22 protein-coding genes are annotated in these 22538 nt (G+C 49.8%); 4 read left to right on the top strand and 18 right to left on the bottom strand.

Annotation, left to right across the window (positions count from 1 at the left end; genetic code table 11):
- Window positions 1-13: 13 nt before the first annotated feature.
- From SYK_RS14980 to SYK_RS14935, 10 genes are all read right to left on the bottom strand, one after another.
- Window positions 14-970, bottom strand: coding sequence for a type II secretion system F family protein (locus SYK_RS14980; RefSeq protein ID WP_281761079.1), 957 nt, complete (start codon window positions 968-970; stop codon window positions 14-16).
- A 9-nt stretch (window positions 971-979) separates the two neighbouring features.
- The gene (locus SYK_RS14975) at window positions 980-1951 is read right to left on the bottom strand and encodes a type II secretion system F family protein (RefSeq protein ID WP_281761078.1); all 972 of its coding nucleotides are present in this window, start codon (window positions 1949-1951) and stop codon (window positions 980-982) included.
- A 3-nt stretch (window positions 1952-1954) separates the two neighbouring features.
- On the bottom strand, window positions 1955-3358 hold the full coding sequence (locus SYK_RS14970; RefSeq protein ID WP_281761077.1) for a TadA family conjugal transfer-associated ATPase: 1404 nt from the start codon (window positions 3356-3358) through the stop codon (window positions 1955-1957).
- On the bottom strand, window positions 3355-4539 hold the full coding sequence (locus tag SYK_RS14965; protein WP_281761076.1) for a CpaE/TadZ family protein: 1185 nt from the start codon (window positions 4537-4539) through the stop codon (window positions 3355-3357). Before SYK_RS14965 ends, SYK_RS14970 begins: the two co-directional genes overlap by 4 nt.
- Window positions 4540-4716: 177 nt before the next feature.
- Window positions 4717-4998 carry a hypothetical protein gene (locus tag SYK_RS14960; protein WP_281761075.1) on the bottom strand — a complete coding sequence of 94 codons (282 nt, stop codon included), beginning with the start codon at window positions 4996-4998 and terminating at the stop codon, window positions 4717-4719.
- 18 nt (window positions 4999-5016) lie between these two features.
- The gene (locus SYK_RS14955) at window positions 5017-6429 is read right to left on the bottom strand and encodes a type II and III secretion system protein family protein (protein WP_281761074.1); all 1413 of its coding nucleotides are present in this window, start codon (window positions 6427-6429) and stop codon (window positions 5017-5019) included.
- A gap of 9 nt (window positions 6430-6438) precedes the next feature.
- On the bottom strand, window positions 6439-7257 hold the full coding sequence (gene cpaB / locus SYK_RS14950; RefSeq protein WP_281761073.1) for a Flp pilus assembly protein CpaB: 819 nt from the start codon (window positions 7255-7257) through the stop codon (window positions 6439-6441).
- A 12-nt stretch (window positions 7258-7269) separates the two neighbouring features.
- Window positions 7270-7818, bottom strand: a complete 549-nt coding sequence (locus SYK_RS14945) for an A24 family peptidase (RefSeq protein WP_281761072.1) — start codon at window positions 7816-7818, stop codon at window positions 7270-7272.
- Between the two features lie 144 nt (window positions 7819-7962).
- Window positions 7963-8142: a Flp family type IVb pilin gene (locus SYK_RS14940; protein WP_281761071.1), complete on the bottom strand. Its 180-nt coding sequence runs from the start codon at window positions 8140-8142 to the stop codon at window positions 7963-7965.
- A gap of 464 nt (window positions 8143-8606) precedes the next feature.
- Window positions 8607-9992 carry a sigma-54-dependent transcriptional regulator gene (locus tag SYK_RS14935; RefSeq protein ID WP_281761070.1) on the bottom strand — a complete coding sequence of 462 codons (1386 nt, stop codon included), beginning with the start codon at window positions 9990-9992 and terminating at the stop codon, window positions 8607-8609.
- 258 nt (window positions 9993-10250) lie between these two features.
- Here SYK_RS14935 and SYK_RS14930 point away from each other — a divergent pair, with 258 nt between their 5' ends.
- The 4 genes from SYK_RS14930 to SYK_RS14915 all read left to right on the top strand — a co-directional run bounded on the left by SYK_RS14930 (window position 10251) and on the right by SYK_RS14915 (window position 13261).
- Entirely contained in the window at window positions 10251-10646 is a 396-nt protein-coding gene (locus SYK_RS14930) for a TadE/TadG family type IV pilus assembly protein (protein WP_281761069.1), read from the top strand.
- Window positions 10597-11874 carry a vWA domain-containing protein gene (locus SYK_RS14925; RefSeq protein WP_281761068.1) on the top strand — a complete coding sequence of 426 codons (1278 nt, stop codon included), beginning with the start codon at window positions 10597-10599 and terminating at the stop codon, window positions 11872-11874. Before SYK_RS14930 ends, SYK_RS14925 begins: the two co-directional genes overlap by 50 nt.
- A gap of 13 nt (window positions 11875-11887) precedes the next feature.
- A complete protein-coding gene (locus SYK_RS14920; RefSeq protein WP_281761067.1) occupies window positions 11888-12355 on the top strand; it encodes a TadE/TadG family type IV pilus assembly protein in 468 nt (155 codons plus the stop codon).
- Between the two features lie 162 nt (window positions 12356-12517).
- Window positions 12518-13261 (top strand): tetratricopeptide repeat protein, encoded by a 744-nt coding sequence (locus SYK_RS14915; protein WP_281761066.1) that lies wholly within the window; start codon window positions 12518-12520, stop codon window positions 13259-13261.
- 78 nt (window positions 13262-13339) lie between these two features.
- On the opposite strand, the gene SYK_RS14910 is transcribed toward SYK_RS14915, so the two are convergent.
- The 8 genes from SYK_RS14910 to SYK_RS14875 form a co-directional block, all read right to left on the bottom strand.
- Window positions 13340-14167 (bottom strand): carbohydrate ABC transporter permease, encoded by an 828-nt coding sequence (locus SYK_RS14910; protein WP_281761065.1) that lies wholly within the window; start codon window positions 14165-14167, stop codon window positions 13340-13342.
- A gap of 1 nt (window position 14168) precedes the next feature.
- Entirely contained in the window at window positions 14169-15287 is a 1119-nt protein-coding gene (locus SYK_RS14905) for a carbohydrate ABC transporter permease (protein WP_281761064.1), read from the bottom strand.
- 91 nt (window positions 15288-15378) lie between these two features.
- Window positions 15379-16632 carry an ABC transporter substrate-binding protein gene (locus SYK_RS14900; RefSeq protein WP_281761063.1) on the bottom strand — a complete coding sequence of 418 codons (1254 nt, stop codon included), beginning with the start codon at window positions 16630-16632 and terminating at the stop codon, window positions 15379-15381.
- A gap of 76 nt (window positions 16633-16708) precedes the next feature.
- Window positions 16709-17806 carry an ABC transporter ATP-binding protein gene (locus tag SYK_RS14895; protein ID WP_281761062.1) on the bottom strand — a complete coding sequence of 366 codons (1098 nt, stop codon included), beginning with the start codon at window positions 17804-17806 and terminating at the stop codon, window positions 16709-16711.
- A 35-nt stretch (window positions 17807-17841) separates the two neighbouring features.
- Window positions 17842-18885 (bottom strand): aldose epimerase family protein, encoded by a 1044-nt coding sequence (locus SYK_RS14890; protein ID WP_281761061.1) that lies wholly within the window; start codon window positions 18883-18885, stop codon window positions 17842-17844.
- The gene (locus SYK_RS14885; protein WP_281761060.1) at window positions 18882-19904 is read right to left on the bottom strand and encodes a LacI family DNA-binding transcriptional regulator; all 1023 of its coding nucleotides are present in this window, start codon (window positions 19902-19904) and stop codon (window positions 18882-18884) included. Before SYK_RS14885 ends, SYK_RS14890 begins: the two co-directional genes overlap by 4 nt.
- Window positions 19901-21211, bottom strand: coding sequence for a galactokinase (locus tag SYK_RS14880; protein WP_281761059.1), 1311 nt, complete (start codon window positions 21209-21211; stop codon window positions 19901-19903). The genes SYK_RS14885 and SYK_RS14880 overlap by 4 nt, the downstream gene beginning before the upstream one ends.
- On the bottom strand, window positions 21211-22320 hold the full coding sequence (locus SYK_RS14875) for a UDP-glucose--hexose-1-phosphate uridylyltransferase (protein WP_281761058.1): 1110 nt from the start codon (window positions 22318-22320) through the stop codon (window positions 21211-21213). The genes SYK_RS14880 and SYK_RS14875 overlap by 1 nt, the downstream gene beginning before the upstream one ends.
- Window positions 22321-22538 lie beyond the last annotated feature (218 nt).

Genomic DNA, 22538 nt, shown 5'->3' with positions numbered 1-22538 from the left:
TGGCTTGTTACGCCTAATGGTTCATCGCTGAGAACATATCCATGCTCATAATTACCGCAGGTCCGAGGATCGTCACGAACAGAGCGGGAAGGATGAACGCAATCAGGGGAAGAAGCAGCAACACCGGCATCTTGGCGGCCTTTTCCTCGGCGCGCTGGGAGCGCTTGATGCGCATGGCGTCCGAGTAGACTCGCAGGGTACGACCAACGCTGATGCCAAAAGCGTCCGCCTGGATAAGTAATGAAGTCAAACTGTTCAGATCATCCATCCCGACCCGCTCCGCCAAAGAGCGCAGAGCCTCGGAACGGGACTTGCCTGCCCGCAACTCCAAAGTCAGGAGTTTAAATTCCGAACTGATGACAGGACCAGATCGTCTGAGTTCATGACAGACCCGATCAATAGCCTGATCAAGCCCCATGCCGGATTCGACACAAACCACAAGAAGATCCAGAGCATCTGGCAATTCGTCGGACACTGTCAGCTTGCGCCTGGCAATCTTCTTGGTCAGCCAATATTCAGGCCCATATACACCAATAGTAGCAAGAAACACTGCGCTAAACGCAGAGATCGCCACACTTATGTCCGGTGAAAAAAGAAAACGGAAAAGCAAGAATCCGCCAGACAGCCCGATAGCCAAACAGCCCTTAATGCCCTGAAAGATTTTATAAGAGTCAGCCGTACGCAATCCAGCCTGAATCAGTCGCATACGATTCTTGTCGATTTCATCGACTTCGGTCGGACCAATCTTGGACCCCATACGGCCAAAGAACTTCAGGGAATTCTTGACCATGGAGGTCAAGGGTGCGGCCAAGGCTTCAGACCGTTTGATCGTAGTCCCAGAGACACGCTCCTTAAGCTTGGCCGTATCATTGGCTCCACTCAAATAACCGATAAGACCGTAACCGCCCAAGAGGACAGAAACAAAGGCAAGGCCTGCCGCAAACAGAGGAATCAATTGTGCTTCACTCATGACGACCTCCTAGACCTTAATCTTAATGATCTTGCGGATAACGAGGATACCCATAACAACAGAAATAGATGCGGTCCAAACCATGTTTTGGCCGAGTTCACGCTTCCACAAAAGGCTGACGTAATCGGGGTTGATCAAGAACAGAATACCGGTCAGAAGAAAAGGTAACGAAGTCAGAATATATGCAGACACTCGCCCTTCCGCGGAAAGCACCTTAATCTTGCCGAACAAGGCAAATCGCTCCCGCACCAGTTCCGCGATCTTGGCTATGATTTCGGCGAGATTTCCACCGGTTTCACGCTGGATATTCACGGAAACAATGAAAAACTTGAGATCAGTGCAGTCCACCCGACTCTGAAGACTGAGCAAAGCTCTATCCACGTCCATGCCGTAGTTAATCTCGTCCAAAGTCTGACCGAACTCGGGGCCGATAGGTGCATCAAACTCATCCGCGACCATGCGCATGCCACCGCCGAAAGTATGTCCGGCCTTGAGCGCACGAGCCATGAGATCGAGAGCTTCTGGCAGTTGCTTCTGAAAACGATTCATGCGCTTTCTCTTCATGCCCTTCAGCCGCATGATCGGGAAATATCCAAGCAAAGAACCAGCTGCAATGCTGACCAACCATCTACCGGAGAAACTGCCAGCATAAACCCCGATCACAGCAAGCAAAGCGCAGACCAACAAATAAATACCAGCCGTTCCCTTTGCGTCCGCCTGATAAATGAGACTTTCGAGGCTGGACGCCCAACGCATCTTTTCGAGCAAACGGTTAAACCAGGGAACCTCACTCATGGCCGCTTCACGAAGGACCAGATCAATATTTTCTGCATTCGCATCGGTCAGGGCCAGAGCTTTGAGTCGGCTCTTAATCTTCTGATCAGCCTTGTCCGCCCCCGATTGCATGAGAGAACTTACACCCATGACAAGCAAAAAAATAATAAGTACGGCCACGCCGCTAATGATAAGAGTCAACTGCATGGTTTACTCCTTCCTCATGGGCTTGGGAGCCACATGGAACATATCCGTGGGGAAAGAAAATCCCATACGTTCCAGCTTGTCCGCAAACTTGGGACGAATACCGCGAGCAGTAAAACGCCCTTCCACCTTGCCATCCTTGCTGACGCCGGTCTGATCATAGGCGAAAATTTCCTGCATGGTGATCATTTCACCTTCCATGCCTGTGACCTCCTGAATGGAGATGACCTTTCTGGTACCGTCCACCAAACGAGTTGCCTGAATGATGACGTCGATGGCCGAAGAAATATACCGCTTCATTGATATAGGTGAAAGACTCAATCCGGCCATGGAAATCATGGTTTCCAGACGCATCAAGGCGTCACGCGGCGTATTGGCGTGAATAGTCGTCAGGGAGCCATCATGACCGGTGTTCATGGCTTGGAGCATATCCAAAGCCTCGGAGGAACGAACCTCACCTACGATGATGCGATCAGGGCGCATACGCAGACAGTTCTTGACCAAATCACGCATGGTGATTTCGCCCTTGCCTTCGATATTGGCCGGTCGGGTTTCCAGCCGGACGACATGAGCCTGCTTGAGTTGCAATTCTGCGGCGTCCTCAATGGTGACGACTCGTTCATCTTCGGGCACGTTACGTGACATGCAGTTGAGGAGCGTGGTCTTGCCGGAACCGGTACCGCCTGAAATAAGCACGTTAAGCTGGGCCTCGACTATGCCTTCCATGAGTTGAGCCATTTGCTGGGTCAGAGAGTTGAACCCGATCAAATCAGCAATTTCCAATGGATCCTTGGAAAACTTACGAATGGACAGCGAAGGGCCGTCGATAGCCAACGGCGGAATAACTGCGTTGACACGTGAGCCATCCAGCAGACGGGCGTCACACAAAGGTTGGGATTCATCAATACGGCGTCCTACCAAAGACACGATACGGTCAATAATCTTACGCAGGTGATCGTCATCCTTGAAGCGAGCCGGAGTCAGTTCCAACTTGCCCGAACGCTCAACATAAATCTGTTTGTAGCCGTTGACCAAAATATCGTTAACCGTAGGATCCTGAACAAAAGGCTCCAGAGGACCGAGACCAATAACCTCATCCTGAATTTCAGCCAGCATCCGCTTGCGTTCAGCCAGATTCAACGGCGCATTCTGAAATTCTTCCCAAAGCAACCCTTCGGTAACCTTGGCGATTTCCGACCGCATTTCCATTTCGCTCAGGGAATCCAACAACGACAGATCGATCATGTCGATAAGACGATCATGAATGCGAGTCTTGATATCAAAATAATGTTCCTGCGCCTCAGTTTTGGAAATAGACGAAGAGACAGCCTTACCGCGAGCCTTGCCTTTATCTACGACAACAGAGCCACGCTTGGCGGCATTTCTATTCAATCGATCTGCGAGGTTCATAAGGACGCTCCTGCAAGATGATCATCATCCTTGTTCTTCTTTTTAAAGAAAGAAGCGAACGGCAGAGAAAATCCTTTCTTGGCCTTCTTGGGTACGGGAACCAAAGTTGTCACCATGCCCTGAATGGCCTTGGTGGCAGGAGACTTGGGGTAAGCCAAAACCAGAGGTGTGCCTTGATTAATAGCAGACAAAGAGGAATCACTGTCTTCGGGAATCACCCAGACAATTTCGCGGTCCAACACTTCCATGGCTTCGCTCACACCAATGGTCGAGTTCTTTGCCACGCGATTGGCAACAAGCTTCATACGCCGTTCACTGTCCGGATCCTGACTACGAATGGAATCCATCAAACGAGAAGTCCGGGCGAGACACGGCAAGCTCAATTGCAAAGCGATGAGAATGGAATCGGCCTGTTCCACTTCCTTGGGAAGCACTTCGTCATGGGGATATGCAGTATCAACGATCACATGCTCATAATTACTACGAAGCTGCTCCAGAATAAGGAACAGAGAATGAGGATCAGGACGCTCAAAACCGGAAGGACCGGGCAATACGTGCAGGCCAGATTCATGTTCGGCCACCACGCTACGAAGGTAGATCCCATCCAGACGGGAAATGTCTTCGACCAATTCACCCCAAGTGTATTCATACTTCAGATCCAGAAAATACGGGGTCTCTCCACCAGGACGACGCAAATCGACAAGAATGGTGCTACCGGGATTACGCGCGTTCAAAATCGAGGCCAAATTCACAGCCAGAGACGTCACTCCCATGCCGGACTTACTGCCGAGCACTGTAAATATTTTGCCCTTCTCACCTTCATCTGCACCCAGGCTGGAACGCATGGCCGTCCGAATGATGGCAGCGCGAAAATCATTTTCATCCACCGGGTACTTTATGAATTCACGAATACCACTCCGCATGGCGCGGATAAGGATCTCTGGGTCAGCATTGTTACCGACCAGATAAACGTCCTCGGCCTGTCCGGTTTCAAGAGCCTGAATGACATGCGGCATGTCTTCTTCAACAGAGTCACCGGGTTCGTAAATGAGAACTCCCATTTCTTCGGCGTCGTCTTCAACAAGGCGAACCATGGGATTGCCAGCGATCATCTGCTCAAAGAGCTTACGCTGTTCCTTGTCGCTGATTGCCAACGAGATCGGTATAATTCTGCTATTCATGGTTCCCCCTCTCCCTAAAGTCCTCTTTAGGCTGTACAACGGTCTGAGCAAGCCGCCCGCCGTCTTCCCCGTACAACCACTAATTTTCAAACACTGTAAAATTCAGGATAAGAACACTCAACATCAGCACAAGGAGAACAAGCTCGGGCCAATACTCGAAGTGTCCTGAACCACGCATCAGTTCTGGACCTCGACGACGCCAAAAGTCGAACCAGATGCCCGCTCCTTCTTTTCCTTGGGACCAGCCTGATACTTTTCAGCAGCTTTGGCAGCATACTTGCCGTCGATTCCAACGACCGGTGCGTCGGAGCCAGCTTCAGGGTTGGCGGTCTGGCTCTTCAGAGCCATGTGGACAGAACTGCCAAAAGGCGGCGTGGTGTGGTCCACTTCATACATTGAACCGCAGCCGGCTTGGAGCATGATTCCCACGATGGCTAGATAAATCAGAAAATTCTGCATGATATCCTCCGCACGTTCCTATTGCGGCCAAGCGTGGCCGAACTCACCGTCAAATCCACTTTCAGGCCGGACGACTGTTCCAGGCTCCGCAGCACCAGAACTGGCTCCTGCAACCTTGGTCGTGTCTGACCCGCCCATTCCTTCCATGAGACCGAAAAGATAAAATTCACTATCGCTCGGCTCCTTGAACCCATCCGTGGGAAGGGTCTGAGAGGCCATGTCCACCGGCTTTGCCAAATGGGCTGTTACCAGAACCACCAACTCGGTTTTGTTGCTCGTGAAATCCTTGGAACTGAACAGCATGCCAAGCACCGGGACTTCACCCAGCCCAGGGAACTTATTTGAATTTTCCTTAAGGGAATCGCTAATCAAACCAGCGATAACAAAGGATTGGCCGTCTCCCAATTCCACCACGGTATTGGCGCGACGAGTGGATATTGTCGGGATTTCATATCCAGACACGGAAACGCTCTTGGAATAATCCAGTTCAGAGACTTCCGGGTTGACTTGTAAATTAATCAAACCGGAGCTCATGACCGTAGCCGTAAACTTGAGACCAATACCAAACGGTTTGTAATCAATGGCGACATTGCCCAAAGGTCCGGGCATGGGAATAGGGACTTCGCCGCCAACCAAAAATTCAGCAGACTCGCCCGACACACAGGTCAAATTCGGCTCAGCCAGCATTCGGACCAAACCATTGGCCTTAAGAGCGTCGATCATGCCAAAAATGGTTGTGCTCCCGGTGCGGTATGCTCCGTCGAATGTGATATTGTCAGTCAATTCGAAGACGCTATCTTCAGCGTTGAACTTCGTCAGATTATTAATAATGGAATAGATGGAAAAATTGGAACCGATAGCCGCAAAATTCACGCCCAGACGTTTGGTCACGGAACGGGACATTTCGGCCACACGAACTTCCAACATAACCTGTTGGATACCGTCCACAGTCAGTAGATTAACAACCTTGTCAGGAGCCGCAGCTTCGGCCAAAGCAAGGACGGACGACAAATTCGAAGTATTGGACACATGTCCGGCCAAAGTAACGGATTCGCCCGAAGTCAGGACCTTGATATTCTTTTCATTGGGCATAACCTCATGAATCATCCGCTTGAGATGTGTCATGTTCGGGGTCACTGTAACGTCGAACACATCCGCTACATTGCCGTTGGACCACAATGTCAGAGTCGTAGAACCAAGTTCATTACCGGTCAGATATATCTGCCGAGGGGAAAGGACCACTATGGAAACCAGAGTATCGGAAGCCAGTGAGACCCGACTCACCTTAAAATCGGTGTCGATGACAAGGGACTTGCCAAGCGTTAACTTAATCACGTCAGTTGTCTTGGCATGCATCGGTGAAGGAATAAACAACACCATAACATAGGCCAATACGACCAAGAGGTTTCGTATAGATTGGATACGTATCATGACGTCCCCCTAAAACTTAACCGACGAGCGCATGGCGCCGGTAATGACTTCGACCTTGTCGGTCTTCTTTCGTTTAATATGGCGAGTTGGCGCACTGGGACGCAGAGCTGCAAGAGTCTTGGGAATATTGGAACCGGTCGTTCGAACCATCTTTTCATCCTGCTCATTACGAAGAGCGAAATTCAAGGTGCCTTGAGTTGCAGCCAATGCCAGACGTTCGCTTTGCGGCGGGCTCAATTCCAAAGTGTAGACATCCACACTCGCGGCCTTACCTTCTTCGTCAGGCGGAGTCAGTTGTATGCCGGTGGCGATAACCTTGATATTTTCAAGCACGAGCTTGGTGACAGGAATTTCTTCTCGACCGACGACCAACGTGACGATGACGTCCACTTTATCGCCGGGACGAACGAACCCGGACAACCCCATAACCTCGTTACCCTTGACGCCCATGGCACGCATGCCAGGTTCAATAAGGGCACTGACACCACCGCCAATAACGGATTCATCAGCCAACCGCATGGTTGTTACGGCTTCATTAGCACCAACTGATTGATTGACTACACGACCAAGAAGCTGGCCGGGATCTGAAAATGCACCTGAAGGACGAGAATCCTTGGTGTACTTGCGAACTTCCATCATTTCTTCGGTCAGCTTGAGACCGCGATTAATATCCACCTTGGCCACGACCACAGGAACCGTTTCGGCAACCTGCTGAACAGGTCCTTTTCGAGTCACATTGCTAGACCACTGAAAGATCAGCACACCGGCTACGATTGCCAGAATCAATGACAAGGTAATTTGTATCAGGGCTCTCTTGGACTTACTCATGACGTCCCTCCTTTAATAACTGCCATGGACAGCACCGGTCTGCCATGCATGTAAAATCATGGCAGTTGCGGTGCCCACGGCAATGGCCACGCCGTAGCAAAGCCGAGGCAGGACCTTTTCTGTATTGGTAAGGGCAAAATTGAACTTTCGGGTCGCCACGAAGACAGAGAAGGTATTCACAAGATTGCCCATGACGGCCTTGAAGGCCTTTCTGTCAAAGGCAAGCACGCCGAGGCCATAAATGCCGCCAGCAATGCAGGTGAATAAAAAAGCAGTCAAGGTGCTGGAGAAACCGAGCCATGCTCCAACTCCAGCCATCAACTTCACATCACCCGCACCCATCACACCTAAAAAATATGGAAACGCCATGGCGATAAATCCGAGAGCGAATCCGCCTGCGGCGAACTGCAGCCCTTCGACCCCGCCGAACACGGTATGTGTGGCGAACCCGGCCAGAATGACCGGAAAGGTGAGCCAGTTATATATACGCTGGTTTTTGATGTCGGTGATGGTTGCAATGAGCAGTGCCACTGCGAGCACTATACTGATAAGTAAATTCATGGTTCCCCCGATGGTCTTCTGAGCCGATCTGGTTGTCTTCGCTTTCCCTCAAAGACAAAACCGGGGCTGGCGGGCCTTTCCCGCTAGCCCCGGTTCGGCTGCTCTGGCTGCTTCCGTTAAACGGTTAGCTGTTTCGACTAAATACTAGGGAGTTGCGGTAGCTGCACTCATCTGCCCGGTGATGTACTGGAAAGTCGAAACGACCTGGCCACCGAGAGAAGTAGTTGCACCAACGATACCGGCAGCGATAAGGGCGGCGATAAGGCCGTATTCAATAGCGGTTGCGCCTTCTTCGTCGAGGATAAGGTTCATAAGCTTGGTCATTGTCATTCTCCTTGGTTTGTTTCGTGAAAAATCGAAATTTGTTTTTTTGCTGTTAAGCACCAGCCACGATTTCGATAAAGCAACCCGTGTGCCATACAAAAAAAAACTTTATTTTTTAAAACTCAAGAGTTTAAAATATAAGGAGAAAAAAAAATATTCCATTCGTAAACATCTGTTTTAACTGCACCCCCCTTTTAGACGGATCTATTTTTTATAGATTCAAATAAAAACATATTCTCCTCTATTCTCATAAAATCCGCTTAAATTTCATAAGATTAACAGTGTCCATAAAAAATGGACTCACGTATAAAAATTCACATTCAAGACTCCAAACTCAAGAATTAGGTACTTTCACACCCAAATCTTGAGTTTATTAGTCCAGAATAACCACAAAAGATGGATACACCGACTCAGATGTCGGACAAAAAGGCAGGAGAAAGGAAGGGGAAAGGAAAGATCTGTGACTAATTTCTGAATAATATCGGGTTAATATCGTGCTTTTTCAATTTATTCCAAAGATTCTTCGCAGACACACCGAGTACACTTGCCGCTTCTGTCTGGGTTCCCCCGCACGCACGCAGGGCATTCTCAATAAGCACTTTTTCATAACCGATAAGTGCTTGCTTCAAAGGAATTCCTTCGCTCACGGGCAAATGCATGCCGACATCTGCCACAGGGGATGTATTGGTAAAGGCCTGATCAACCTCAGCGGGAGTAATAGTCGTGGATTTGCAAAAAATGGCAGCACGTTCCACAGCATTGGCGAACTGGCGCACATTACCCGGCCAATCGTAATTGAAGAATATCTCCATGGCCGCACTGGATACGGAACTGATGTCTGTACCAAGTCTTCGGTTCGCTCTATCCAAAAAGAATTCAGCTAATTGAGGAAGATCCGACTTGCGATCTCTCAACGGAGGCAACACGAGCGTTGCCACATTCAATCTATAATAGAGATCACTACGGAATTTACCCTCTTCAACACGCTGCTCCAACTCCTGATTAGTTGCCGCGATGATACGCACATCATAGATAACGGATTTGGAGCCCCCCACGCGTTCAGCCTGTTTTTGCTCCACCGCCCGCAGCAGTTTGGGTTGCAGATGCAGTGGCATATCACCAATTTCATCAAGCAGAAGGGAGCCACCCTTGGCCTGCTCAAACTTACCCTGCTTCATGGAAGTCGCGCCGGTAAAAGCCCCCTTCTCATGTCCAAACAATTCGGATTCTATAAGATTTTCAGGAATGGCAGCACAGTTGATCTTGACAAATGGCTCTTTAGCCCGTGCACTCAAGGCATGAATAACATCTGAAACAAGTTCCTTACCTGTGCCGGTTTCACCCATAACCAAAACATCGGCATTGAGTTCAGCCACACGCGCAATCCGCTCCTTGACCGCCATCATGGGAGCTGATTGACCGATGATGGAATGCAACGGGCTGGTGCCGCCCTTCCGTTTCAGTTCGGATAGCTCTTTCTGCATCCGCCGCTTTTCCAATGCACGGCGGACCACCACTTCCATCTCTCCCAATGAAAACGGCTTGGTGAAATAGTCATACGCACCGCGCTGCATGGCTTTTACGCCAGAATCCTTGGACGAATAACCGGTCATGACAATGATATCCACGCCAGGTGCGGCCTCTGCCAAATGTGGCAAAGCATCCAGCCCGGACATACCGGGAAGCTTTATATCGTGAAGAATAAGATCAAATTTTCCAGCCACAGCTTTTTTAATACCATCTTCGGCTGTCGAAGCGGTATCCACGTCATATCCCTTGTCGATCAATGCTTCGACAAGCATTCCCTGAAAAGCTCGGTCATCATCTACAATCAATATTCGTTCTGCCACAGGCTTACTCCTGAATGTCTTTCTACCCACATTTGGATTTTACATGAAACGTAAAATCTTATCCACAAAAAATAGATATTCGCACCGTTACTTATCAATACGAATCCTAAAGCTCTTTGGTCACAATTTTTTTTATTATATAAATCCAAGATCATATATCACACCATTGCCAACCTTCATTCTGGTTGGCACAGCCATTGCGTATATATTCCCATAGACAACACCAAAGCATAAAAATGGAACCCAAGGAGAACGGGGATGAAAAATAAAGACACTAAACGCCAAGGACTCGCAGCGGTCGAACTCGCCTTGATGCTTCCCGTGCTAGCCCTTCTGCTCATGCTTTTGGTTGAAGGGGCCAATGCCATACACACATATTCCTCGTTGATCGAAGCCAGCCGTGAAGGCGCACGGCATGTGCTTCTGGAAGGAAGTGATGCTGACGTAGAAGCCCTTGTCGCTGCACTGGTTACAGACATCGACAGTGCCGACCTCAATACCAACGTGACAACAGACACGGTGAGCCAAACGGTCACCGTCGAAGTGTCGTATCAATATGAACTGTTCGGCAATGCCAGCAGCACCACACCTATAGGGGAAAGCAATGACAATTCATTCCAGTTCGTCGCGCAGACAACCATGCCGATGCCCTAAATCCCGCAAGGGATCAACAACGGCCATGATTGCCATGCTGCTCCCCTTTCTTCTGGGAGTTACGGGCATCGCCATCGATATGGGGAACACGTACATGACGCACACACGGCTTCAAGCCGCGGTGGACGCGGGTGCTTTGGCCGGAAGCCTCGAACTTCCTTACGACCCAGACCTTTCCAAAGGCATCGTGCAACAAGCTGTTGAGTCAATGGTGGACAAAAACATGGAAAGTGCTGAAGTGAAGTCCGTTGTTGCCGGGACCGAAATTCGAAGCGTTGAAGTAATGGCACAAGCGGAAGTCAACCTCCTGCTCATGTCTGTCCTCGGCATGTCCGACTCCACGGTTGAAGCACGGGCAACAGCTGGATTCAACAAGCTGGAAGTCGTCTTTGTCATCGACAATTCCGGTTCAATGAAAGGTACACCAATCAATATGGTCAAGCAGGCCTCTATTGAATTAACCGAACTCCTGATTCCTGATGGTGCAACACCGGACACCAAGGTTGGCCTTGTTCCATTCAGAGGGAAAGTCCGCATAGGCGAAGAATCCGGGCTTGATGCCGGTTGCTACAATGCTGATGGAAGTCTCAACGAAGGCATCCACGAAGATTTCATGGACGACTACTGGCGTCTCTCCTCTTATTACAGACGAAAAGTTACCCTTGATACATGCTCTGATCTGCCCAAGGCATTACCCCTGAGCAAAAACAAGGATCTCGTCATCAACTCCATCAACACCCAGACCGCTACGGGCGCATGGTCCGGCACTGTCATCCCCGAAGGCATCAAGTGGGCACGTCACATCCTGACACCGGAAGCCCCATACACTCAGGCTGGTGATAAAGAAGATTTCCGAAAAATCATGATCGTACTCACTGACGGCGATACGGAAGACGGCGAATGCGGCGGCGGCTACCGGGCTTCTTATCGGCCCAATAACTACTGGACCAATGCCTATTTTGGCAGCGGACGGGATGACGCGCACTGCGAAAACAGCGGCGTCCTTAATGATGACATGCTCTCCGAGGCTCAATTGGCCAAGGATGCGGGTGTAGAAATATTCGCCATCCGATTTGGCAGTTCAGACTATACGGACATTGCGCTCATGAAAGAAATCGCATCCAGCAAACCTGGAACAAACGACCACTACTTCGATGCACCGTCCGTGTACGACATCCCCGAGATATTCAAGCAAATAGGCAAGCAGCTCGGCTGGCGCCTGCTGTAGGGAGATAAAGGTTATGCGCAAACACACAAACAACTCCCGCAACAGAGGAATAGCTGCCGTTGAAATGGCCCTCGTCCTTCCTATCCTGTTCATGCTGATAATGGGCGTTGTCGAAGGCGGCAACGCCGCATACTCTTGGTTGACCGTACAAAAGGCCGCCCAAATTGGTGCTCGATTCGCCTCCACCGGCCGGGGAGACGAGGAAGGCACGCGTCTTTCCCAGATCATCACTGCAACAGAAGCCGCTCTGACGACGCTGGAGAGTGAATCCTACGAGATCAACGTACGCTCGTGGCCGGATCTCGGAGCCTCAGGCGATGGCATCGACAACGATCCCGGTGCCCCATGTCAACTTGCCGAGGTGTCTGTTTTGTATACTTATAAGCCTTTTACTCCGATAGTTGGCGCAATATTACCGGATTCAATCCCGCTGTATGGATATGACCGAAAAGTAAACGAACCATGGAAACCATGTGATTGATGCACCTGCACATTCCCCCTAAAAAAAGCCCCTCATGGGGCTTTTTTTATGAAAGACGAATACAGAAAGTGTGAAGATTTATTGATTTCCACCCTCACGTGGGGTATATTTTATAATCACAAATTACGTGCAATGTTTTTTCAGACAAAAGACAGGGAGCCCATGACCTTGAGCGAATACCCAGAAGTACTCGGTGTCTATTCTCTTCAGATTGACGCAGAAATAGGCACCGGCGGAACCAGCGTGGCACATGACAACGTCACATACTGGTACGCCCGCCAACTTTCAGACAAAGAATTTGAAATACAGCCCCTCAATGCGCACCACGTACCGTCCGGAGTACGCAGCACCATGAAGGAACTGGACTTCCTCAAACAGTATACCCCCGAGCCAAATTACTACAAAATTCATACAGTCCCTGCACTCGATACTCTGGTCAAAAAAATCAAAATGGGTGAGCAGGCTTTTGCCGATGGCAATCTGGACGAAGCAGAGCAGCAGTTCATCAAGGCGCTTATGATCGATGACAAAAACATCGATGCCAACTATGGTTTGGGAGAAGTCTATTCCGAAAAAAAAGAATTTGAGAAACTCAAAAAAATACTAAATACCCTGCTTGAACTGGACGAGGCCTTCACATACGAACACCGACAAAAATTCAATAAATTCGGCATTTCACTTCGTAAAAATGGCCATTACGACGAATCAATCCGCTACTACGAGAAATCTCTGGAAATCGTCGAAAGCGACGAAAACGTCTATTTCAATCTGGCTCGTGTCTTTTTTGAAAAAGGACTCAATGACCGCTGTATCTCCAGTCTCGAACAGGCTTTGGCTATAAATCCTGACTTCATTGAAGCACAAAAATTTCTCAACTACTGTAAAAAACAGAAAAAAAAGGCATAGCCTTTCCTCTTCGTCTCTTCATCGATAAGAAAGCCCGAACTCACGTTCGGGCTTTCTTATTACAATTACGGTTGAAGTCTATTCCTTGACCGATCCAGCCAGCAAACCTCGAATAAAGTACCGACCAAGGAATATATAGATACACAACACGGGTACCGCAGCCATGATAGACCCGGCCATGGGCAAGTTCCAACTGACAGCCTGCCCCCCGGCGAGATTCGCCAGCCCAACTGTAATGGGGTTGTCCGCATGTCTAGTCAGACAAATACCCCAAAGAAACTCATTCCAAATCTGTGTGAACTGCCACAATGACGTGACTACAAATCCGGGAATAGACAAAGGAAACACGATGCGCAGGTAGATTGAAAAGAACCCTGCTCCGTCCAGTCGCCCGGACTCAATGAGTGCCGTAGGAATCTGCGAATAAAAATTACGGAAAATAAGCGATGTGATGGGCAAACCGTAAACGATATGCGCCAGAATAAGACCGGGCAAACCGCCATAAAGATTCATAGCCCTGAGAGTCTGGAACAACGGAATCAAAATAACTTGATACGGTATGAACATTCCGAACAGAAACAGGGTAAACACAATTTCTGAACCCTTGAACTTCCACTTGGAAAACACATACCCATTGAGAGACCCGAGCACCGTGGAGCCAATGGTGGCACAAATGGTGAGGATCATGGAATTCACAAAGTTCGGCTTAAGCAGATCGATGGCCTCAGAAAAACTGCCCCAATTGAAGGTAGGCGGAAGCTCCCACGACGACGGAAGGCTGATATCCGCAGGCATTTTCAACGCGGTCACAGCCGCCATATAGGCAGGCATCAGAAAGAATAAAGCCAGAACGGTCAATGTCCCATAAAGGAAAACAGAACCCGGTGTAATTTTCTTGGTGGACATATTAGCGTCTCCCTCTCTGGCGATATTGACTGACCAAATAGGGCACGATGAACATGGCCGCGATCAGGAAAAGGACAAGGGCAATAGCCGCGCCTTGCGCAAAGTCATTGGCACGGAAGGTGGTCAAATACATGTTCAAGGCAGGGTGGCCTGTTTCGGCATTATCCGGGCCGGTCATGGCGAACACAAGGTCAAACATCTTAAGAGATATATGCGACAGGATGATAACCGCTGAGATAGTAATCGGCTTAAGCATGGGGATGGCGATGTAGCGATAATACCCGACTTCCGAAGCGCCATCGAGCATGGCCGCATCGCGCAAATCCTGCGAAATACCGTTGAAACCGGCAAGATACAGAGCCATGGTATAGCCGGAATACTGCCAGATAGTCGCCATAATGATACCGAGCGTGGCAAGGTTAAAGCCATGCTCTTCTTCCATCATGTAGGCATCAGGGATAAGTCCGCCGAACAGCCAAACAAACGCCCCAAGAATGATACCCGGAATGAGCCACCGTTTCATGGCGCGGCTGGTATCCTTCCGCATCGCGAAAAGACCGACGAGAATGAGAACGAAAGACACAAGATATAACAAAATTCGAAGGATATCCTGCCAGTTAAAGACAAGAATCGCCGCCTGACTGGAAAGCCAACCAAAGGTCATGGGTTCCATGCCTACATAGGTAGGCAGGATATTCACGCCACCCTGAGGAGCAAGCAACCACCGCCAGATAGTACCGGATACGATGAATGACAAAGACATGGGATAGAGGAAGATTGTCCTCAAGAGGTCTTCACCCTTAGGCTTCTGATCGAGCAGAATGGCAATGAACATGCCGAGTCCCACTGCTCCCACCAGCAGCATGATGGAATAATAGACAGCATTCACCAAATCCTGACGAAATCCACCGCCAAGGAATCCAGTAAATAGGTCGATATAATTCGCCAAACCAACAAAATTTTTCTCAGGTTCCAGTGCAAGAGCCCCTGACCCACCCCAGTCAGTCATGGAGGTCCAGATGGTGTTGCCAATGAATCCGTAGACGAACACTCCGATAAGGATCATCGACGGCAACAACGTCAAAAACGCTTTCAATCTATCCAGTGATGCTTCTCGCATGCGTAACTCGAAATACGTAAAAATCTAAGAAAGGGTGGGGTGTGCCGAGAGCGACAGTGCTCCCGGCACACAAACATACCCGTTTATTCGTTTATATGCCGGACTTCTTGGCGAGCTGCTGGCAAGCCTTGCCAGCGGCTGTTGCATTCTTGGACTTGAGGAACATTTCCATGACGGACGCGAATCCACCCATGAAAGTCTCATTGGCTGCAACGCCGTGAGCCAGGGAACCAACCACGCGGTCCTTGCCGAAATCGGCAGCAGCGGACTTGAGGTAGTCGTTATACTTGCTCAAATCAGAGTCAGTACGGGCAGAGATGGAACCCTTGAGCGGGTTGAAAGTGTCACTGCCTTCCTTGGAACCAAGGATCTTGAGCCATGCAATGGCGTTATCACGATGAGGAGAGCCCATGGGCAGACAAAAGGAGTCAGCCAGGAACATGAATTCGCCACCGGTACCGGGGGAAGCGGCCCAGCCGTATCCAGTGCCCGGAGCCAATTTCTTGGTGGTGGTCATGTAACCGGCAGCCCAGTCACCCATGATGTTGAAAGCGGCACGGCCGTCGATGACCATGTCGGTTGCCTGCTGCCAGGACAGGGAAGAAGCGTCTGCATTGGTGTATTCCAGAACGCGACCAAACAATTCCCATGCCTTGATGCCTTCGGGAGAATCAAAAGCGAGCTTGCCGGACCACAGAGCATCCCAGTTGTCAGCGCCCAGAGAGGCCAGAGCAACGGATTCCCACAGATGGTTGGCGGTCCAGTTCTGAGCCAGAGCCAAAGGAGTGACGCCTGCGGCCTTCAGCTTTTCAGCTGCGGCGAAAAACTCATCCCAGGTCTTGGGAGCTTCGATGCCCCATTTCTTCAAATTGGCAGGCACATACCACATCACGTTGGAGCGATGGATATTCACAGGCACGGACCAGATACCCTTGTCAGTACCGATGAGTTTGATCAACCCTTCGGGGAAAACGTCCATCCAACCCTGTTCCTTGAACAGCGGAGTGAGGTCTTCCATGCGGTCAGCCTTGACCCAGGTACCGATCAATTCCTGGCCTGCGTGAACCTGGAAAGAATCCGGCGGCTCACCACCGAGCATACGGGTTTTGAGAACGGCCTTGGCGTTAACGCCGGAGCCACCAGTAACCGTAGCATTAATTACGTTCACATTGGGATTCTGTTTCTTGTAAATTTCAATCAGAGCGGCCAGAGCCGGGCCTTCATCACCAGCCCACCAGGAGAAGATCTCCAGATCGCCGGTCAGGTCTTTTGCCTGTGAGACCTGCGGTGCACCAAGCAGCAGGACAGCGGCAAAAACGAGGAGCAATTTAGCAAAACCCTTCATAATACCTCCTAAGGTTGTCGAAATATCCATAACCAATCAATTAACTATTAAAACAACCACTTCAATAGATATAAAATCAACGAAGTGCGTTGGTTGTCTCCGGGTCAAAAAGCACCATGCGATCAAATTCAAAACCAATGGGAACCACCTCGCCGGGATGGGCCACCACACGGCCTTCCACTTCAGCAAGAAGTTCATTTTCGCCGTCAATAACAATTTCAAGATGAGACTGGCCGCCGAGAATCTCGGAAACCACAACCTCTCCCTGGCACCACCATTCCTTGGGGAGTTTTTCGATATTGTCTCCCATCTTGATGGAGTCAGGACGCAGACCGACTTTCACCGGAGCACCGTCCTGCAAAGATTCAGCTTTGCCATCAACCACGGGGAAGATGGAATTACCAACGATCACCTGTCGTTTCCCTTCCTCTATACGGCAGGTTCCAGACAAAATATTCATGGGCGGATTGCCAATGAATTGCGCAACAAAAACATTATCCGGGTCTTCAAAAACTTCGATGGGCGTCCCGATCTGCTGGATGTCCCCATCCTTCAAAATAACGATTCGGTCGGCCAGTGTCATGGCCTCAATTTGGTCGTGGGTAACGTAAATTGTGGTCGTTGCCATGCGCAGGTGCATCTTGCGAAGTTCCATACGCATCTGGGTTCTGAGCTGAGCGTCAAGATTAGAAAGAGGTTCGTCGAACAAGAAGACATCTGGCTTACGAACCATGGCGCGGCCCATGGCGACACGCTGACGCTGCCCACCGGAAAGTTCTGAGGGTTTACGATCAAGGTAAGGACCGAGTTCAAGGACTTGAGCGGCCTCATTAACCTTGGCTTCGACATCCGCCTTGGACTTGTTACGCATCTTCAGGGAAAAACCCATATTATCACGCACGGACATATGCGGATACAATGCATAATTCTGAAAAACCATGGCCACGTTACGGTCCTTGGGAGACACCTGATTGACCACACGATCGCCAATGAGGACTTCACCACCGGATATGGCTTCCAGTCCAGCGACCATACGCAAAACAGTAGATTTGCCACAACCGGAAGGCCCGACAAGGACGATAAATTCATTGTCCTTGATATCAAGGTCGATGCCGTGAACCACTTCCACGTCGCCGTACCGCTTGACCACTTTTTTCAACTCAACATTTGCCATATCTGCCGTCTCTTTAGGTTTCCTGATGCAATAAGCTATTTCACAAAAAACTTGAACAATATTGTCTGGACAAACTCCTGCCCCGTTTCAAGGGACACTTCCGGGAATCCTGGCTGGTTAGGAGCATCCACGAACCCTTGTGCTTCCAGACAAAAACCGGAATGAGAACCATACACCAAACGACCTTTGCCCGGCAATAAATCCGGGATGTAATCCCCCGAATAAAACTGCACTCCGGGACTGGTCGTCCAAACCTCCATCCCCCGTCCTGAAACCGGCTCAAACACAGTGGCTGCCGGTCGCAATGTCGTCGCGGAGTTATCCAACACGAAATAATGATCGTACCCTCGACCATCGTTGTTATTAGCGATCCGACTGCCAATAGTCGCCGGATGCATAAAATCAAACGGTGTGCTGGCCACATCCGTGATCCGTCCAGTGGGAATCAATGAGGCATCCGTCTCCAAAATACGACTGGCCGGGATACACAATTCATGTCCCAGGCAATTCTCATCCGGGTTGGCAGACAGATTGAAATAACTATGAAGAGTCGAGTTCACTACGGTGGGATTATCTGTTGTGGCCTTAAAATCAAGACGCAGTCCATCCGCAGTCAAAACATACATCGCCGAACATTCCAGCCTGCCAGGGTATCCCATCTCCTGATCCGGGCTGACGTATCGCAAAAGCACACCGGGACCATCGTCAGTCTCCACCGACTCACCATCCCAAACCTGCTTGTGAAAACCACCGCTGCCACCATGCAGGTGATGCTCACCACAATTTTCCTCAAGTTCGAAGAACTTCCCATTCAATGCGAAACAGGCATGACTTACCCGGTTGGCAACCCGTCCGATCAGACTGCCGAAATACCAAGGGTCTGCAACGTATTCTTCCAGCGAATCAAAACCGAGTGTCACGTCCGCCAAATTCCCATCCCGATCCGGCGCAGTCAGTCGAGTGAGGATACCGCCATATGTGGCAATAGATGCCTCCATGCCACCAGAATTGGTCAGGGTAAACAAATCCACCGGGGTTCCATCGTCCAAAGTACCCCATCGTGTGCGTTGAATACTCATGACCGCCCCCTCGCCGAAGACGAACCACGGACCAACAATTGGGTTTCCAAGGTCACGGTCTCAGGCACAAAATCTTCACCAGCTTCAAACTGTTTGAGCAACAACGTCACAGCCATACGACCTATCTCGAATGCGGGCTGAAAAACAGTGGTCAATGCAGGTTCGATGAGCGCCGCAGCCGGTGTATCAGAAAAACCGACAAGGGCCACGTCATCAGGAATTCGCACCCCCGCTTCCTTGAATCGTGTAAACAATCCAACGGCCACAGGATCATTGATGGCGAGAATAGCCTCGGGCATTTCGTCCATGGCGAGATACTTTTCAGCACCGGCTCTGCCGTCCTCTTCCCTGTACCCGCCATGCAAATGGAATTTATCTTCCACGACCAGATCATTGTCATGCATAGCATCACGATATCCCTCAAACCGATGTTGGTTCAAGGCGATACCGTCCTGTCCGGCAAGATGTCCGATACGGCGATAACCGGATTCTATAAGATGAATCACGGCACCATACGCCGCGCGATAGTCATCCACCACGACCTTGCTCGTATCCAATCCTTCCACAACCCTATCGAACTGAACCAACGGTACATTCTGACGAATGACACCGGAAAGGTGTTCATAATTCGTGGTTTCCGAAGAAATGGCGATAAGCAATCCTGCGACCTGATTGGCGACCAAAGCTTGGGTATTAATCATTTCACGGGCTAAAGTTTCGTTACTCTGACAGACCATAATGATATAGCCGTGCTCGTAGGCGACCTCTTCTATACCGCTGATGACACTAGAAAAAAAATCATGACGAATCTCGGGAACAATAACGCCAATGGTATTGCTCCGCTTTTTTTGTAGGGACTGGGCAAGCTGGTTTGGCTGATAGTGATATTTCTCAGCGGCCTCAGTCACCTTGCGCTTGGTAGCCAAGCTAATATCCGGGTGATCTCGCAAGGCACGAGATACCGTTGACGGAGAAACTCCGAGCTTCTTGGCAAGATCCTTAATAGTAAAAGAACTCATGACGAGGACACTCCACGAAGTTCCTTCAACCGGATACAATCCATACCCGGCTTCCGAATTCTCAACGGCAAAACCGCTCCGGGCTTGAACACTCCATTCATAAAATTACTGTATTGCTGCACCAGTTCATTGGGCACATACGCCTGTATGGTTCCAGCGAAACCGCCGCCCTGAATACGCCACGCGCCTTTGTCACCAAGAAAGCGTTCGGTCAACGTCAAAGCCAGAGGTATGCCCTGTTCCAACGCGTTGGTCGTACTGATACAATTTTGAAGCAATCGCCATGACGAATCACCAGACTGATTCACCAGCCGGAGAAAACCATCCATATCGTTTGTCTGTAACGCAACCACCTGCTGTTGCGCTCTTTCGCTTTCCTCAATAAAATGGATCAGACGAAGTACGCCTCTGTCACCGGCTCCCTTACGGATCGCAACCACGTTGTCCAGCACCTGTTGCACAGTCAGACCACGAGCCACATCCTGCCCCATAACACGAGCCGCACGCCCCATTTCCTCAGGAATAGCTGCGTATTCAGGGGTCAAATCAGCGTGGCTCCCACCGGTATCCACCACTACAAGCTGATAACCGGTAGCCTCAAAATCAAAATCTATTTCCATAACTCCCGGGGTTTCCGGAGTCATGAAGTCAATAGACAAAATTCCCTGAGTCGCACAGGCCAATTGATCCATGAAGCCGCACGGTTTGCCAAAATATGTATTCTCGGCCTCACGACCTACCGTGGCCAATTCCAGCGATGTCCGTTTGCCCTCACAGTACAACTGGTTAAGAATCTGGCCTATACAAACTTCAAAAGCAGCCGAAGAACTCAGCCCGGCTCCCACTGGGACATCACCGGAAATACAGGCATCAAAACCGCCAACAGCCCAACCACGGCTCACGAACCCAGCGACAACACCACGAACCAAAGCAATAGATGTCCCTTCTTCTTCAACACGAGGAGCAAGGTCTGTACAGTCCACCTCAATACTGTCGGGAAATCCTTCTGAACGCACGCGGATGACAGCCTCGTCCACAGGACACGCCACGGCTAAACAATCGGAATGCACGCCTGCAGCCAAAACCACGCCGTTATTATGATCCGTATGATTGCCACCAAGTTCGGTTCGTCCCGGCGCAATCACCAAAACAGCCTTGCTGCATCCACTCCATTTTTCTAACCGAGACAATAGGTTGTTATACCGTTGACGTTGGACCGACAAAGCTGATCCTCCATACAACTCAATTAATGTCGCATTCAACGCGCCAGCATCGAGCGCATGCAAATAGGTACGAATTGAATCCATTACTGCGTCTCCAAATAATGCACTTCAGCCTGCTCCCGAATACGGATGGCAGCGGCTTCGGCTGTCAGGTCTCGCTGGGGCATGGCCATCATCTCGTATCCAACCATGAACTTCTTGACCAATTTGGACCGCAAGAGAGGTGGATAATAATGGATATGGAAATGCCAAGGGGAATGATCGCTACCGTCTGATGGAGCCTGATGAATGCCCATGGAATAAGGAAATGATGTCTGAAAAAGATTATCGTAGCGAATATTCAACCTGACCATGGCATCGGCCAGATCATCCCGAATGGATGCATCCATTTCAAGGATAGACGTCATGTGCTTCTTGGGTAGAATCATTGTCTCAAAGGGCCAAGTCGCCCAAAACGGCACCAGAACGACAAAAGAATCATTCTCAAAAATGATCCGCTCGCCCCGTTTCAATTCTGTCTCAAGATATGAACACAACAGGCAGGAATTGTGCTCCTGAAAATACGCAGACTGCCGTAGTCCTTCTGTCGCCGGGTACATAGGCACATTCCGGGTGGCCCATATCTGACCATGAGGATGCGGGTTGGAGCAGCCCATGACAGACCCACGATTCTCAAATATCTGAACATACCCGATATCATCACGGGCACCCAATGTTTGAAATTCATCACACCAGATATCCACAACCTTTCGAGCCTGAGCAGCGCCAAGTCGTGCCAACGTCAAATCATGGCGAGGAGAGTAACAGAGAACACGGCACACGCCTGTCTCTGATTCAGCAACCAAAAGGGGATCATTATCGGAAAAAACTTCGGCATCTTCTGGCATATCCGGCAAAAGAGCTGCAAAATCATTCGTGAAGACAAAGGTTTCTTCGTAGACAGGGTTGACCGCGCCACCCGCTCGGACATTGCCGGGGCACAGGTAACAATTGTCCTCGTACTCAGGCAGAATGGCCAGATCAGGTTCCTCCTGCTGTCCCTGCCAAGGACGTTTGGTTCTATGGGGTGAAACAAGCACCCATTCACCTGTAAGCTGATTCAGCCGCCTGTGCGGATTGTCTTCAAAATTCATTATTTTCCCCGCAACCAGAATATCCAACGCATCTGTCGAAAAGCCAGAATTAACCAACATCTCATATCTTCAAAGACTTTTCGCAAACGTTACCGCAAACGTTTGCAGAACATTAGAAAAAAAACATGAAATCGTCACATTGTCAATATACCGGCCTGACTTTTCAGCCAACCCAGCAAAGATACTGCAACTCAATTGTTTTTTATTTAAACTGGAATAACAGAATATTAAGAGAGAACTGTCCCTACGACCAGACCGTATAAAAATGAACAATATGA

Origin of the sequence: Pseudodesulfovibrio nedwellii, from assembly GCF_027923765.1 — a bacterium.
GTDB classification, from domain to species: Bacteria; Desulfobacterota; Desulfovibrionia; order Desulfovibrionales; family Desulfovibrionaceae; genus Pseudodesulfovibrio; species Pseudodesulfovibrio nedwellii.
Note: the sequence above shows the minus strand (reverse complement) of the source record. Positions and strands in the feature narration are given on the sequence as shown.